General features: G+C 69.3%; 13 protein-coding genes. 9 read left to right on the plus strand and 4 right to left on the minus strand.

The features are described 5' to 3' along the window. Window positions 1-308: 308 nt before the first annotated feature. From AB4Z46_RS25265 to greB, 7 genes are all read left to right on the plus strand, one after another. Window positions 309-509, plus strand: coding sequence for a hypothetical protein (locus AB4Z46_RS25265; RefSeq protein WP_442286299.1), 201 nt, complete (start codon window positions 309-311; stop codon window positions 507-509). A 265-nt stretch (window positions 510-774) separates the two neighbouring features. After that, complete coding sequence (locus AB4Z46_RS25270) at window positions 775-1,509, plus strand: ABC transporter ATP-binding protein (RefSeq protein ID WP_442286300.1); 735 nt, start codon at window positions 775-777, stop codon at window positions 1,507-1,509. Further along, window positions 1,509-2,222, plus strand: a complete 714-nt coding sequence (locus AB4Z46_RS25275) for an ABC transporter ATP-binding protein (protein ID WP_442286301.1) — start codon at window positions 1,509-1,511, stop codon at window positions 2,220-2,222. The genes AB4Z46_RS25270 and AB4Z46_RS25275 overlap by 1 nt, the downstream gene beginning before the upstream one ends. Window position 2,223: 1 nt before the next feature. Then, complete coding sequence (locus AB4Z46_RS25280) at window positions 2,224-3,093, plus strand: branched-chain amino acid ABC transporter permease (protein ID WP_442286302.1); 870 nt, start codon at window positions 2,224-2,226, stop codon at window positions 3,091-3,093. Window positions 3,094-3,096: 3 nt separating this feature from the next. Further along, the gene (locus tag AB4Z46_RS25285) at window positions 3,097-4,122 is read left to right on the plus strand and encodes a branched-chain amino acid ABC transporter permease (RefSeq protein WP_442286303.1); all 1,026 of its coding nucleotides are present in this window, start codon (window positions 3,097-3,099) and stop codon (window positions 4,120-4,122) included. After that, window positions 4,119-5,336, plus strand: coding sequence for an ABC transporter substrate-binding protein (locus AB4Z46_RS25290; protein ID WP_442286304.1), 1,218 nt, complete (start codon window positions 4,119-4,121; stop codon window positions 5,334-5,336). The genes AB4Z46_RS25285 and AB4Z46_RS25290 overlap by 4 nt, the downstream gene beginning before the upstream one ends. A 29-nt stretch (window positions 5,337-5,365) precedes the next feature. Next, window positions 5,366-5,926: a transcription elongation factor GreB gene (gene greB, locus AB4Z46_RS25295; protein ID WP_442286305.1), complete on the plus strand. Its 561-nt coding sequence runs from the start codon at window positions 5,366-5,368 to the stop codon at window positions 5,924-5,926. Between the two features lie 6 nt (window positions 5,927-5,932). Here the strand turns inward: greB and AB4Z46_RS25300 are convergent, their stop codons facing one another. From AB4Z46_RS25300 to AB4Z46_RS25315, 4 genes are all read right to left on the minus strand, one after another. Continuing rightward, window positions 5,933-8,185, minus strand: coding sequence for a RelA/SpoT family protein (locus AB4Z46_RS25300; protein ID WP_442286306.1), 2,253 nt, complete (start codon window positions 8,183-8,185; stop codon window positions 5,933-5,935). 95 nt (window positions 8,186-8,280) lie between these two features. Next, on the minus strand, window positions 8,281-8,484 hold the full coding sequence (rpoZ, locus tag AB4Z46_RS25305; protein WP_019656435.1) for a DNA-directed RNA polymerase subunit omega: 204 nt from the start codon (window positions 8,482-8,484) through the stop codon (window positions 8,281-8,283). 25 nt (window positions 8,485-8,509) lie between these two features. Continuing rightward, window positions 8,510-9,130 (minus strand): guanylate kinase, encoded by a 621-nt coding sequence (gmk, locus tag AB4Z46_RS25310; RefSeq protein ID WP_442286307.1) that lies wholly within the window; start codon window positions 9,128-9,130, stop codon window positions 8,510-8,512. A 96-nt stretch (window positions 9,131-9,226) separates the two neighbouring features. Next, on the minus strand, window positions 9,227-10,114 hold the full coding sequence (locus AB4Z46_RS25315) for a helix-turn-helix transcriptional regulator (protein WP_442286308.1): 888 nt from the start codon (window positions 10,112-10,114) through the stop codon (window positions 9,227-9,229). 96 nt (window positions 10,115-10,210) lie between these two features. Between AB4Z46_RS25315 and AB4Z46_RS25320 the strand changes: the two genes are divergently transcribed. Next, window positions 10,211-11,362, plus strand: a complete 1,152-nt coding sequence (locus AB4Z46_RS25320) for a metallophosphoesterase family protein (protein ID WP_442286309.1) — start codon at window positions 10,211-10,213, stop codon at window positions 11,360-11,362. After that, window positions 11,359-14,022 (plus strand): AAA family ATPase, encoded by a 2,664-nt coding sequence (locus tag AB4Z46_RS25325; RefSeq protein WP_442286310.1) that lies wholly within the window; start codon window positions 11,359-11,361, stop codon window positions 14,020-14,022. The genes AB4Z46_RS25320 and AB4Z46_RS25325 overlap by 4 nt, the downstream gene beginning before the upstream one ends. Window positions 14,023-14,031: the final 9 nt, after the last annotated feature.

A 14,031-nucleotide genomic window follows, 5' to 3' on the forward strand; every position in this document is an offset into this window, starting at 1 on the left:
TGTCGCGCGGGAACAGGGATCGATACATGGCGAAAACCTCCATTCGGGGTTGAAGGGTGCGCCGGAGGCGTTTCCAGCGCTTCCGGAATGGAAACTGGGAGCCGCTTGAGAAAGTTCAAGAGATGGCCTGGCCCAACCCGCGCGGGGGCRSGCAGCATGTAACCGGGCACGYCGCCAGCAACACTACCGCCGGCGTGGACGCCCTGTGACTGCGGGCTGTCGGACGCCCATAATTCGCCCGCGGCCAAGCCAGGGGCCGCGTCCGTTTCCTGGCTTTCATTGGGGCGACCACGATGAGCTCATTGCAAATGTTCCTGCCCGCCTCCGAGCCCGCACGCAGCGAGGCCCTGGCGCAGCTGAAGAAGACGCACCATGTGCCGCGCCATCTGGTCCGGGGCGTCGCGCGCGGCGCCTTCGGAAAACAGGCGTCGCCACTTCAGCAAGACCAGCAAGAGGCGTTCGTTCCGCAGGTCGAATCGCCGTCGGAACCGCAAGTGCAGGTCGGCTGAGCGCCGCACCTGATCCGACCTCCGAGCCAGTCCGCAGCCATCGCGGCTCCTGCGACGGCTCGGCCGTGGGCGTCGCTTGCGCGCGGGCAAGGGTAAAGCCGGCTTTCCGATCCTCCAAACACCGGTATCTTTTGTATCCAGTGGCATCCGGGCGCAAGCCCGGGCGCAGGCTGGGCCGAAGTCGGCCGCGGCCTCACTGTGCAAGGAGCCGGCCATCGCCTCGCCTGCCCATCGTGCCGATCTGCTGCGCGTCGAAGGCGTCACCGTGCGTTTCGGTGGCATCACGGCGCTCGACAAGGTGTCGTTCTCGGTGCCGGAGGGCCACATCGTCGGCCTGATCGGCCCGAACGGCGCCGGCAAGACCACGCTCTTCAACTGCCTGTCGCGGCTCTACGCCTTCAGCGAGGGCCGCATCTCGTTCGAGGGCCGCTCGCTGGTCGCGACGCCGGCGCACGGCATCGCGGCGATGGGCATCGGCCGCACCTTCCAGAACCTCGCGCTGTTCCGAACCATGACCGTGCGGCAGAACATCCTGCTGGGCGGCCACTGCCGCACCCGCAGCGGCTTCTTCGCCAACGCCTTGCGACTGCCGGGGGTGCGGCGCGAGGAGCAGGTGCTCGAAGCCCATGCCGACCAGTTGGTCGGCCTGCTCGGTCTGGGCGCCGTGGCCGGCACGCGCGTGATGGACCTGCCCTTCGGCACCCAGAAGCGCGTCGAGCTGGCGCGGGCGCTGGCGAGCCGGCCCAAGCTGCTGCTGCTCGACGAGCCGGCGGGCGGCCTGAACCACGAGGAAGTCGGCAGGCTGATGGAGCTGCTGCGCGAAGTGCGCGAGCGGCTCAAGCTCACGATGCTGCTGGTGGAGCACCACATGAACCTCGTGATGCGGGTGTCCGACAAGGTGGTGGCGCTCGATTTCGGCCGCATCATCGCCGATGGCTCGCCGGCCGAGGTGCAGGCCAACGCCGAGGTGATCCGCGCCTACCTGGGAGACGCAGGCTGATGGCCCGCCTGCTCGAAGTCCATGGACTGCGCGCGCAGTATGGCGCGAGCCAGGTGCTGCACGGCATCGACTTCGGGGTCGAGGAGGGCGGCATCACGACCATCCTCGGCGCCAACGGCGCGGGCAAGACGACCACCCTGCGCGCGGTCTGCGGCATGGTCAGGACCGAGGGCGAGATCCACTTCGCCGGCAGCCGCATCGAAGGCCGCGCGACCGAGTCCATCGTGCGCCTGGGCGTGGCCCACGTGCCGGACGGTCGCGGCACCTTCGTCGCGCTGAGCGTCGAGGAGAACCTGCGCCTGGGCGCCTACACGCGGCGCGACAAGGCCGAGGTGGCGGCCGATTTCGAGCGCATCTACAACCACTTCCCGCGGCTGCGGGAGCGCCGCCTCCAGCAGGCCGGCACCCTCTCGGGCGGCGAGCAGCAGATGCTCGCGGTGTCGCGCGCCCTGATGCTGCGGCCCCGGCTGCTGCTGCTGGACGAGCCCTCCTTCGGCCTGGCGCCGCGCATCGTGCAGGAGCTGTTCGAGATCCTGCGCGAGATCAACGCCAGGGAGCGCGTGAGCATGCTGCTGGTGGAGCAGAACGCGGCGCTGGCGCTGCGGCTGGCCGACCAGGTCTACCTGCTCGAAACCGGCCGCGTCGTGATCTCGGGCAGCGCCGAGACCGTGCGCAACGACGAAGCGGTGCGGCGCTCCTACCTCGGATACTGACATGAACGTGCTGCTGCACCAGGTGCTCTCCGGACTCGCCACCGGCGGCATCTATGCCAGCGTGGCGCTGGCGCTGGTGATGATCTACCAGGCCACGCACCTGGTGAATTTCGCCCAGGGCGAGCTCGCGATGTTCTCCACCTACATCGCCTGGAGCCTGATGCAGGCCGGCATGCCCTACTGGGCGGCGTTCTTCGTCACGGTGGCGATCGCCTTCGTGCTCGGCGTGCTGATCGAGCGCATCGTCGTGCGGCCGGTCGAGAACGCGCCGATTCTCTCGGTCGTGATCGTCTTCATCGGCCTGCTGGTGATTTTCAACAGCCTCGCGGGCTGGATCTTCAGCTACACGATCAAGCCCTTCCCGAGCCCGTTCCCGACCGAGCCGCTGTTCGGCAACCGCTTCATGTCCTCGCACGAGCTCGGCTCCATCGGCATCACGCTGGCGGTGCTGGCGCTGGTGTTCGTGTTCTTCCGCTACACGCCGCTCGGCCTCGCGATGCGCGCGGCGGCGCAGAACCCGGTCTCGAGCCGGCTGGTGGGCATCCGCGTCGGCTGGATGCTGGCGCTGGGCTGGGGCCTGGCGGCGGCGATCGGCGCCATCGCCGGCATCATGGTCGCGCCCGCCGTGTTCCTCGAGCCGAACATGATGGCCGGCATCCTGCTGTACGCCTTCGCCGCCGCCCTGCTCGGCGGCATCGACAGTCCGGGCGGCGCGGTGCTCGGCGGCTTCATCGTCGGCGTGCTCGAGAACCTGGTCGGCGCCGTGCTGGGCACCGAGCTCAAGCTGACGGTGGCGCTGGTGCTGATCGTCGGGGTGCTGGTGATCCGGCCGTCGGGGCTGTTCGGCAAAGTCAACGTCACGCGGGTCTGAACCATGGCCGAGCCGCACGCGCCCACCCGCAAGCCATCGACCAGGGTTCGCCTGGTCGGCCTGCTGCTGCTGGCCGTGGTGGCCTGCGCGCTGCCCTTCCTGGTCAGCAACTACCGGGTGTTCCAGTTCACGCTGGCGCTGGTCTACGCCATTGCGCTGCTCGGGCTCAACATGCTCACCGGCTACAACGGCCAGATCTCGCTCGGCCACGGCGCCTTCTACGCGATCGGCGCCTACGTGGCGGCGATCCTCATGGACCGGTTCGGCGTGCCCTACTGGCTCACGGTGCCGGTCGCCGGCGCGGTCTGCCTGCTGGCCGGTTTCCTGTTCGGCCTGCCGGCGCTGCGGCTCGAAGGGCTCTACCTGGCGCTGGCCACCTTCGCGCTCGGCGTGGCGATGCCGCAGATCCTCAAGTACAAGCATTTCGAGCACTGGACCGGCGGCGCGCAAGGCATCGTGATCGTCAAGCCCGAGGCGCCCGAGTGGACCGGGCTCACGCAGGACCAGTGGCTCTATTTCGTGGTGCTCGGGGTGCTGGTCGTGATGTTCGTCCTCGCCTGGAACCTGCTGCGCGGGCGCATCGGACGCGCGATGGTGGCGATCCGCGACCAGCCGATCGCGGCCCAGGCGATGGGGGTCGACACCGCCATGGTCAAGTCGTTGACTTTCGGCGTCTCGGCGATGTACACCGGTGTTGCGGGGGCCCTGGGGGCGATCGTGGTCCAGTTCGTCGCGCCGGATTCGTTCACCATCTTCCTGTCGATCACGCTGGTGGTGGGCGTGGTGATCGGCGGGCTGGCGTCCATCCAGGGCGCGATCTACGGGGCGCTGTTCATCCAGTTCATACCGAACGTCGCCGACCAGATCTCCAAGGCCGCACCGTGGGCGATCTACGGCGTTTTCCTGATCGTCTTCATGTACGTGATGCCCACCGGGGTGGCCGGGCTGATCCGCATCCTCGCCGGCCGCCTCAGGCAGCGGCGCGAGCGCGCAGAGAGTTCATCGTTGACACAGAAGGAGACATCATGAAATTCAGTCCCTACCGTCGCGCAACCCTGCTCGCCGCGGCCTTGGCCGTCCTTGCCGCACCCGCGCTGGCGCAGAAGAAATACGGACCCGGCGTCACCGACACCGAGATCAAGCTCGGCCAGACCATGCCCTACAGCGGACCGGCCTCGGCCTACGGCACCATCGGCAAGCTCGAGCAGGCCTATTTCAAGATGATCAACGACAACGGCGGCATCAACGGCCGCAAGATCAACCTGATCAGCCTCGACGACGGCTACAGCCCGCCGAAGGCGGTCGAGCAGGTACGCCGACTGGTCGAGCAGGACGAGGTGCTGGCGCTGTTCCAGACGCTGGGCACGCCGAGCAACTCGGCGATCCACAAGTACGTGAACGCGAAGAAGGTGCCGCACCTGCTGCTGGCCACCGGCGCCACCAAATGGGCCGACCCCAAGAACTTTCCGTGGACGCTCGGCTTCAACCTGAGCTACCAGGCCGAAGGCCTGATCTACGCCAAGTACCTGCTGAAGGAGAAGCCCAATGCGAAGATCGCGATCCTTTATCAGAACGACGACTACGGCAAGGACCTGCTCAAGGGCGTGAAGGACGGCCTGGGCGCGAAGGGTGCCAGGATGGTGGTCTCCGAAGCCAGCTATGAAGTGACCGACCCGACGGTCGACTCGCAGATCCTCACGCTGCAGGGCTCCGGCGCCGACACCTTCATCGACATCACGACGCCGAAGTTCGCGGCCCAGGCGATCCGCAAGGCCTTCGACTCGGGCTGGAAGCCGCTGCACATCGTCAACAACGTCTCCGCTTCGGTGGGTTCGGTGCTGGCGCCGGCCGGGCTCGACAAGTCGACCGGCCTGCTCACGCTGCAGTACTACAAGGACCCGAACGATCCGCAGTGGAAGGACGACCCGGCGATGCTCGAATGGCGCGCCTTCATGGGGCGCTACTACAAGGAGGGCGACCCGAAGGACGCCGCCAACCTCTACGCCTATCTCGCGGCGCAGACCATGGTCCAGATCCTCAAGCAGTGCGGCAACGATCTCACGCGCGAGAACGTGATGAAGCAGGCGGCCAACATCAAGAACCTGAAGCTGCCGCTGCTCCTGACGGGCATGTCGCTGAACACCACGCCGACCGACTTCTTCCTGGTCAAGCAGGGGCAACTGGCGCGCTTCACGGGCACGCAATGGCAGGGCTTCGGCGAGGTGCTGAGCACCACCGACTGAGTTTTTCCCTGTGATACAACCTTTGGAGCATGAGCAAGGCATTCACGAAAGATAGCGACGCGGACGACGACGACGACGGCGAGGGCGCAGCGCTGCCGCCGTTGCCCGCGGGCGGCAAGAACTACATGACGCCGGCCGGCTATGCGCGGCTGCGCGCGGAGTTGCTCGACCTCATGGACAACGAGCGGCCGAAGGTGGTCGAGGCGGTGCATTGGGCGGCCAAGAACGGCGACCGCTCCGAGAACGGCGACTACCTCTACGGCAAGAAGCGGCTGCGCGAGATCGACCGCCGCATCCGCTTCCTGACCAAGCGGCTCGAGGTGGCGGAGGTGACCGACCCGTCGGTGCACCATGGCAGCGACCAGGTGTTCTTCGGCTCGACCGTGCGCTATGCGGACGAGAACGGCGAGGAGCGCGAGGTCACCATCCTCGGCATCGACGAGGCGAACAGCGCCCAGGCGCAGGTCAGCTGGATCTCGCCGATCGCGCGGGCGCTGCTCAAGGCCAGGGAAGGTGATGTGGTGAAACTGGCGACGCCCGGCGGCGTGCACGAGATCGAGGTGCTGTCGGTCAGCTACCCCAAGAACTAAGGCAAATCAGGGCGCGGGAACTGTCCGCGCCGCCGCCAGCACCGACGACGTGCGTCGCGCCGCGCGCAGCACCGCGTCGAGGTGCGTGCGGTCGCGCACCGCGATCACGAAGCGCAGGTCGGTCGAATCCTGCGGCGTCTCGTCGGCCATCTCGACGTGCGTGATGTCGGCCTCGGCGTCCGCCAGCGTGGCCGCGACCCGCGCCAGCACGCCCTTGTCGTTGCGCACCGTGATCACCACGCCGGTCTCGAAGGTGCGCACCGGGTCGTCGGCCCATTCGACCGCGAAGAAGCGCTCGCTGTCCTTGTAGCGCAGCCGCTGGCCGACGCCGCATTCGTCGGTGTGGACCACCAGGCCCTCGCCGTGGCCGAGGTAGCCGACGATGGCATCGCCCGGGATCGGCCGGCAACACAGCGCGAAGCGCACGGAGGAATTCTCGCTGCCGTCGAGCGTGACCGCGCCCTGCGATACCCCCTCGTGCGCGGTAAAGCGTTCGCGGCTCAGCATCAGCGCGTCGGGCTTCTCGCCGCGCTCGGCCAGGAGCGCCATCAACCGCTTGGCCACGATGCTCGCGATGCGCTTGCCCAGTCCGATGTCGGTCAGCAGCTCGGAGCGGGTGCGGTTGCCGGTGAAGCGCAGCAGCTTCTCCCACAGCGCCTGGTGCTCGGCATCGTCGTCGGGCAGCTTGCCCAGGCCTTCGGCGCGCAGCGCCTGCGCCAGCAGCTTCTCGCCCAGGCCTTCGGATTCGGCATGCGCCAGGGTCTTGAGGTAGTGGCGGATCTTGGAGCGCGCGCGCCCCGTGCGCACGAAGCCGAGCCAGGCCGGGTTGGGCGTCGACACCGGCGCCGTGATGATCTCCACCACGTCGCCGTTCTTGAGTTCGGTACGCAGCGGCACCTGGTCGCCGTTGATGCGCGCGGCCGAGGTGTGGTCGCCGATGTTGCTGTGGATCGCGTAGGCGAAGTCGACTACGGTGGCGCCGCGCGGCAGCGCCATGATCTGGCTCTTGGGCGTGAAGACGTAGACCGCGTCGGGGAACAGGTCGACCTTGACGTGGTCCCAGAACTCGGCGGCGTCGCGGGTCTCGTCCTGGATGTCGAGCAGCGACTGCAGCCACTTGGCGCCCAGCCGCTCGCTGGTCGCCGCGGCCGGCTCGGCCGCCTTGTACAGCCAGTGGGCCGCAACCCCCGATTCGGCCACCACGTGCATCGCCTCGGTGCGCAGCTGGAACTCGACGTTGACGCCCGACGGGCCCACCAGCGTGGTGTGCAGCGACTGGTAGCCGTTGAGCTTGGCGATCGCGATGTGGTCCTTGAACTTGCCCGGCAGCGGCTTGTACATCTGGTGCAGGATGCCCAGGCCGGTGTAGCAGGCAATCACGCTCGGCACGATCAGCCGGAAACCGTAGATGTCGGTGACCTGGGCGAAGCTCAGGTGCTTCTCGTCCATCTTGCGGTAGATGGAATAGAGCGTCTTCTCGCGCCCGGCAATGCGCACGCTCATGCCGGCGGCGGAGAAGCCGGTCTCGACTTCCTGCTGCACCTTCTGGATCAGATCGCGGCGCCGGCCGCGCGCCTTCGCCACCGCCTTGGACAGCACCGCGTAGCGCCAGGGCCGCAGGTGCCGGAACGACAGGTCCTGCAGTTCGCGGTAGGTCTGGTTCAGGCCCAGGCGGTGCGCGATCGGGGCGTAGATCTCGAGCGTCTCGCGCGAGATGCGGGCCCATTTCTCGCGCGGCGCATCGTCCAGCGTGCGCATGTTGTGGGTGCGGTCGGCCAGCTTGACCAGGATCACCCGCACGTCGCGCGCCATCGCCAGCAGCATCTTGCGGAAGGACTCGGCCTGGTTCTCCTCGCGGGTGTTGAAGCGCAGCTTGTCCAGCTTGGTGAGGCCGTCGACCAGTTCGGCCACCGGGGCGCCGAAGCGCTCGATCAGCTCGGACTTGGTGACGCCGCAGTCCTCGATCGCGTCGTGCAGCAGGGCCGCCATCAGCGCCTGGGCGTCGAGCTTCCATTCGGCGCATTGCGCCGCCACGGCGATCGGATGGGTGATGTAGGGCTCGCCGCTGTTGCGCAGCTGCCCCAGGTGGGCCTCGTCGGCGAAGCGGTAGGCGCGTCGGACCTGCTCGATGTCCTCGGGGCCCAGGTAGTCGAGCCGGTCGGTCAGGGCGGCGAAGCTGGCGGCGGCCGCATTCAGCGCCGCGGGGCTCGGCCGCAGGGCAGGGGGTGTCCCGGACTGGGGCTTGACGACCGCGCTCATGGCTTGCACTTTAGCGTGCGAGCCGAGTTGTCGCATTCGGCCACAAAAAAAGCACCGCGTACGGTGCTTCCTTGTTGCATGTGAGCATCAACTTCTCAGCCGGGGACCTTCTTCAGCATCTCGAGGCCGATCTTGCCTTCGGCGATTTCGCGCAGCGCGGTCACGGCCGGCTTGTTCTTGCTTTCGATCTTCGGGGCATGGCCCTGGCTCAGCATGCGCGCACGGTAGGTGGCGGCCAGCACGAGCTGGAAGCGGTTCGGGATGTGAACGAGGCAATCTTCGACGGTGATGCGGGCCATGAGGATCTTTCGGTGGGCGGACGTTTCAGGGGATGTTCAGCGCGGCGAAGGTGTCGGCGCGTGCGCGGCGCTGCGCGGAATAGCGCAGCCGCTGAGCGTGGACGATCGCTTTCAGGTCGAAAAGTGCGCGCTCAAATACCTCGTTGATTATAACGAAGTCGAATTCCCCCGCGCGCGCCATCTCTTCGGCGGCATTCTGGAGCCGCAGTTCGATGATCGCGGCGCTGTCCTCGCCGCGGCGCTCGAGCCGCGAGCGCAGTTCTTCCCAGCTCGGCGGCAGGATGAAGATCATCACGGCGTTGGAGAAGGTCTTGCGGATCTGGAGCGCGCCCTGGAAGTCGATCTCGAGGATGACGTCCGCCCCCTGGGCGATGCGTTCCTCGATCGCCTTCTTGGAGGTGCCGTAGCGCTGGCCGTGCACATGCGCCCATTCGACGAAGGCATCGCCCTCGACCATGGCGTCGAATTCGGAGTGGGAGGCGAAGAAGTACTCGCGGCCGTGTTTTTCCTGGCCGCGGGGCGGGCGGGTGGTGTGCGACACCGAGGGCTGCACGGCCGAGTCGAGCTCCATCAGGGCCTTGACCAGGCTCGATTTGCCGGCGCCGCTGGGCGCCGCGACCACGAAGATGTTGCCGGGGTAGTCCATGGATTCTGTGTTCGATGCCCGGCAGCCCAGGCGCGATGCGGGCTTGAGCGGCTGGATTCTGGGGTGTGGTCGCGTTGGCGGGAACCCTGAAGTTTATCAGCCGGGGCCGGCGCGCCCGGGCGCTTGGTAGCCCGGCGCCAGCAGCGCATTCGCGGCGCCGTAGAGCACCAGCGGGTCCGTCAGGCACAGGGCGTACTCGGGGCCGCGCAGGCTGTGGTCCGGCGAGCAATCCACGTTCCAGCGCCGCAGCATGTAGCCGACATTGGCGGCCCGCACCTTGAGGCGCAGCACGCCGCCGGGCATGTCGTAGTCGCGCCGGATAACTTCGGGGCGCGGATGCGAGGGATGCGGCGCCAGTTCGAGCTCGACGATGYGGCTCCACTGGACATCGTGCTCGGCGGTTTCCTCGCGGCCGACCTCGCTGTCCTCGATCACGACCGGCGACTCGATCCGCGTCAGCACGAAATCCCGGAACTCGGCGGTCTTGCGGTCGAAGGCCCTGACGTGCCAGCGGACGCCGGAGTCGACCAAGGCGAAAGGCACCAGCTCGCGCTCGCCGGGTTCGCCGGACATGGAGTGGTAGACCAGCCGCAGCGCCTTGCCGCAGTGGATGGCCCGGGTCACGGGCGCCAGCACCTCCATGCGGGGCACGCTGAGCGCGGCCGGGGTCTCGCAGCGCAGGAGCGGCGAAAGGTCTTCCGCGGCGCCCTGGCCGAAGCCTTGCGCCAGCGCGCTCAGCACGCGCCGGGGCGCGTGGTCGAACAGCGGGGTGAACGAGGCGCTCGGCAGGTAGAGCTTGCGGGTGCCGTCGAAATCGAGGTTGCCGGGCGCCGCTTCGCGGTACTGCGCGATGTCCCGAGTCGCGCCGGCCGGGCCCATGCCGAACTTCGCGACCAGGTCGGAGCGCCGCAGCTGACCCAGGAAGTACAGCCGGAAGTCGATGTACGACAGGCGTTCGAGCTGGGCGCGGGGGATCGGCGGCATTGCGCAGATGGTAACCTGATCGTCACCATAAAAGATCAAAAAGATAATTTTATGTCATCAAAATGATGATGTAATGGTGCAAAGGCACCACGGACCATGACACGCTTCCTTCATACGGCCGACTGGCAGATCGGGCGCCAGTTCGCCACCTTCGATCCCGAGCACGCCCCCATCCTGGCCGAGGCGCGCATCGCCGCGGTCGAGCGCCTGGCCGCGCTCGCCACCGCGCAGCAGGTCGACGCGGTGCTGGTCGCCGGCGACGTGTTCGATGCGCAGACCGTGTCGGAGCGCACCGTGCGCCGCCTGTTCAATGCGCTGGCGGGCTATGCCGGCCCCTGGCTGATGATCCCCGGCAACCACGATGCCGCCCTGGCCGAAAGCGTCTGGACCCGCGCCCAGCGCCTCGGCGCCGTGCCGCCCAACGCCCACCTGCTGCTGACGCCCGAGCTTCGGCTGTTCGAAGCGCAGGGCTTCGCGGTGCTGCCGGCCCCGCTGACGCAGCGCCACACCTACAACGACCTGACTGCCTGGTTCGACGCCGCCGAAACGCCGGCCGGCCTGCTGCGCATCGGCATCGCGCACGGGAGCGTGCAGGGCATCCTGGCCGAAGGCATCGATTCGGCGAATCCGCTGGCGCCCGAGCGCGCCGCCAGCGCCCGGCTCGACTACCTGGCCCTGGGCGACTGGCACGGCTGCAAGCGTATCGATGCGCGCACCTGGTATGCCGGCACGCCCGAGCCCGATCGCTTCAAGGCCAACGAGGCCGGCCAGGCGCTGCTGGTGGAGATCGCGGCACCGGACGCGCAGCCGCAGGTCACGCCGCTGGCCGTCGGCCAGTTTCGCTGGCACCTGCTGAGCGCCCACCTGCATGTCGCGAGCGACCTCGATGTGCTGCTGGCGCAGCTGGGCGGGCTCGGTGCGCAGGATGTGGTCGACCTGCGGGTCCAGGGCCGCATCGACCTGGCCGGCCGGCAGCGGCTGCAGGCCGCGGTCGGCAGCGCCGAGGCGCGGGCCCGTCATCTGCAGTTCGACTTGTCGGCCCTGCAACTGGTGCCGACCGACGAGGACATCGCCAGCCTGCAGGCCGACGGCTATCTGGGCGAGGTGATCGCGGAACTGCGCGAGGCGCAAGGCGGGGACGACCCGCAGGCGCGGGTCGCGCAGGAGGCGCTCACCTTGCTGACCACCGCATTGGTGCAGCGCGCGCCAGCCATGGCGATCGTTCCGATGGAGGCGGCGCCGGCATGAACCTGCAGATCACCCGCCTGCGCGTCGAGCAACTGCGGCGCTTCCGCAAGCCGCTGGAACTGCGCGGCTTCGAAGCCGGCCTCAACATCCTCACGGCCCCCAACGAGGCCGGCAAGAGCACGCTGGTGCGCGCCATCCGCGCCGCCTTCTTCGAGCGCCACCGTTCCACCGTGGTCGACGACCTGCGCCCGTGGGGCGAGGGCAGCGGCGCGGCGCCGCAGATCGAGCTGGACTTCGTGCTCGACGGCCAGCCCCACCAACTGGTCAAGAGCTTCCTAGGCAAGAAGCGCTGCACGCTGCGCATCGGCGTTCGCACGCTCGACGGCACCGAGGCGGAAGACCACCTCGCCCAGTGCTTCGGTTTCGCCTTCGCCAGCAAGGGCGCCAGCAAACCCGAGCACTGGGGGATTCCTGGCCTGCTGTGGGTCGAGCAGGGCACGGGCCAGGTGCTGGACGTGGACCCCGCGCGCGACCATCTGCATGACGCGCTGCAGGGGCAGGTCGGTGCAGCGGCGGGGGCGCTGGCCGCCACCGGCGGCGATGAGCTGCTGGAACAGTTCCGCGTCCAGCGCAACGAGTTGCTGACGCCGGCCACGGGCAAGCCCGCGGGCGCCTATGCCGACAGCGCCAAGGCCACCGTCGCCTTGCAGGCCGAAGCCGACGCGCTCGACGCGCAGATCGGCACCTACCGCCAGCAGGTCGATCAGCTGGCCACGCTGCGCCAGCAGCATCGGGCCGACGACGCGGCCCAGCCCTGGGAAACACTGCGCCAGGAACTCGCGGCGGTCCGCCAGCGCGAGCAGGCCCTGCAGGCGAGCCAGGCGCAGCTGCAGAGCGACCGGACGCGGCTGCTCCAGCTCGAAGGCACCCGCGGCCTGCTGGCGAAAGAACTCGACGGGCTGGCGCGGCAGCAGTCCGACGCCGCCGCCCGCGGGCAGGCGCTGGCCCAGGCGGCCCTGCAGTTGCAGGCCGCCGATGCGGCGGTGGCCGCGGCGCGCCAGCACGCCGAAGCCGCCCGCTCGCGCGCCCACGCGGCCCGGGAGGCCTCGCGCATCGCCCGGCAGGAGGGCCAGCGCGACAGCCTGCGGCAGCAGCTGCAGCAGGCCCAGGCCGAACTCGCCCGCAGCGTCGAGGCGCTGCAGCGCGCCGAGGAGGCCCGGCAGCGCCTGGCCGCGCTGCGCGCCAGCGCCGCCGCGGCGCCCGGCATCGGCAAGGCCCAGGTGCAGCGGCTGCTGGATCTCGACCGCGCCGAACGCGACGCCGCGCTGCGGCGCCAGGCGGTGGCCACGCGCCTGCAGTTCCACCTGCCCGAGGGCCAAACCCTGGGCCTGCGAACACACGGTGACAGCCTGGACCTGCAAGCCCGCGGCGAACGGCTGCTCGATGCGCCGACCACGCTCCGGCTGCCCGGCGGCGGCGAACTGATCATCACGCCGGGCGGCGAAGACCTGGCCCTCCTGGCCCGCGGCCATGCCGAGGCGCAGCAGGACATGAAGGCCGCGCTGCTGGCGCTCGGCGTGGCCGATCTCGCGCAAGCGCAGGCGCGGCTGAGCGCGGTCGTCGAACGCGAAGCGCAGATGCGGCTGGCCGAGCAGGCCTTCGCCATCGTCGCGCCCAAGGGGCTGGAGCCGCTGCGCAGCGCGCAGGCCGAGGCGCAGTCGCGCATCCGCACGGCGCAGGATGCCCTGGTGCGCCTGCCCGAGGCCCCGGCGGAGCCCGTGCTGCCGCCGGACCAGGCCGAGGCCGAGCAGGATGCGGCGGCGGCCACCGAACAGGCCACCGCCACCGCGCTGGCCAGGGCGCAGCGCCAGCAGGCCGCCGCGCAGAGCCTCCACGGCACCGCGCAGCACGAGCATGCCGCGGCCCAGGCGGCGCTGGCCGATCCGGTCCGCCTGCAGCGCCAGGCCGAGGCCCAGCACCAACTGCTCGCCACCGGCGCCGAACACGCCGCCCTGGCCGCGCGGATCGAGCAGGCCAGCGCCCAGGTGCGCGAAGCCCGGCCCGACATCGTGGCCCAGGACATCGACCGCCTGCAGCGCAGCATCGAGCAGATGACGCGCAGCCACCAGCAGCGCCGCGAGGACATCCTGCTGCTCGAGAACACCCTGCAGCAAGCCGGCGCGCAAGGCCTCGAGGAGCAGCGCGATGCCTTGGCCGGCCGCCTCGCGCAGGCCCGGCGCCGCCACGCCGAGCTGCAGCGCCGCGCCGAGGCGCTCGACCTGCTCTGCGGCAAGCTCGACGCCAAGCGCCAGGCCACGCTGGCCCGCCTGCAGGCGCCCTTGCAGGAGCGCCTGCAGCACTACCTGCCGCTGCTGTTGCCGGGCGCCAGCGTGCAGATCGACGCCGGCCTCGCCCCCGGGATGCTGACCCGCACGAACGCCGGCGGCGCGACCGAGTCGGGCCAGGTGCAGGACCTGAGCTTCGGCGCCCGCGAGCAGCTCGGCCTGATCAGCCGCTTCGCCTACGCCGACCTGCTGCAGCAGGCCGGCCGTCCGACGCTGCTGATCCTCGACGACGCGCTGGTGCACAGCGACGCCGCGCGCCTGGCGCAGATGAAGCGCGTGCTCTTCGATGCCGCCCGGCGCCACCAGGTGCTGCTGTTCACCTGCCATCCGCAGAATTGGCAGGACATGGGCGTGGCCCTCCGCTCTCTGGCTTGAGTTCTCCGC

This window comes from Variovorax sp. M-6 (genome assembly GCF_052114385.1).
Taxonomy (GTDB): Bacteria; Pseudomonadota; Gammaproteobacteria; order Burkholderiales; family Burkholderiaceae_C; genus Variovorax.

What these genes read in the sequence shown, in the direction of transcription:
- AB4Z46_RS25265 (WP_442286299.1), top strand. Translation starts at nt 309, where the DNA reads ATGTTCCTGCCCGCCTCCGAGCCCGCACGCAGCGAGGCCCTGGCGCAG.
- AB4Z46_RS25275 (WP_442286301.1), top strand. Translation starts at nt 1,509, where the DNA reads ATGGCCCGCCTGCTCGAAGTCCATGGACTGCGCGCGCAGTATGGCGCG.
- AB4Z46_RS25280 (WP_442286302.1), top strand. Translation starts at nt 2,224, where the DNA reads ATGAACGTGCTGCTGCACCAGGTGCTCTCCGGACTCGCCACCGGCGGC.
- AB4Z46_RS25285 (WP_442286303.1), top strand. Translation starts at nt 3,097, where the DNA reads ATGGCCGAGCCGCACGCGCCCACCCGCAAGCCATCGACCAGGGTTCGC.
- AB4Z46_RS25290 (WP_442286304.1), top strand. Translation starts at nt 4,119, where the DNA reads ATGAAATTCAGTCCCTACCGTCGCGCAACCCTGCTCGCCGCGGCCTTG.
- greB (WP_442286305.1), top strand. Translation starts at nt 5,366, where the DNA reads ATGAGCAAGGCATTCACGAAAGATAGCGACGCGGACGACGACGACGAC.
- AB4Z46_RS25300 (WP_442286306.1), bottom strand. Translation starts at nt 8,185, where the DNA reads ATGAGCGCGGTCGTCAAGCCCCAGTCCGGGACACCCCCTGCCCTGCGG.
- rpoZ (WP_019656435.1), bottom strand. Translation starts at nt 8,484, where the DNA reads ATGGCCCGCATCACCGTCGAAGATTGCCTCGTTCACATCCCGAACCGC.
- gmk (WP_442286307.1), bottom strand. Translation starts at nt 9,130, where the DNA reads ATGGACTACCCCGGCAACATCTTCGTGGTCGCGGCGCCCAGCGGCGCC.
- AB4Z46_RS25320 (WP_442286309.1), top strand. Translation starts at nt 10,211, where the DNA reads ATGACACGCTTCCTTCATACGGCCGACTGGCAGATCGGGCGCCAGTTC.
- AB4Z46_RS25325 (WP_442286310.1), top strand. Translation starts at nt 11,359, where the DNA reads ATGAACCTGCAGATCACCCGCCTGCGCGTCGAGCAACTGCGGCGCTTC.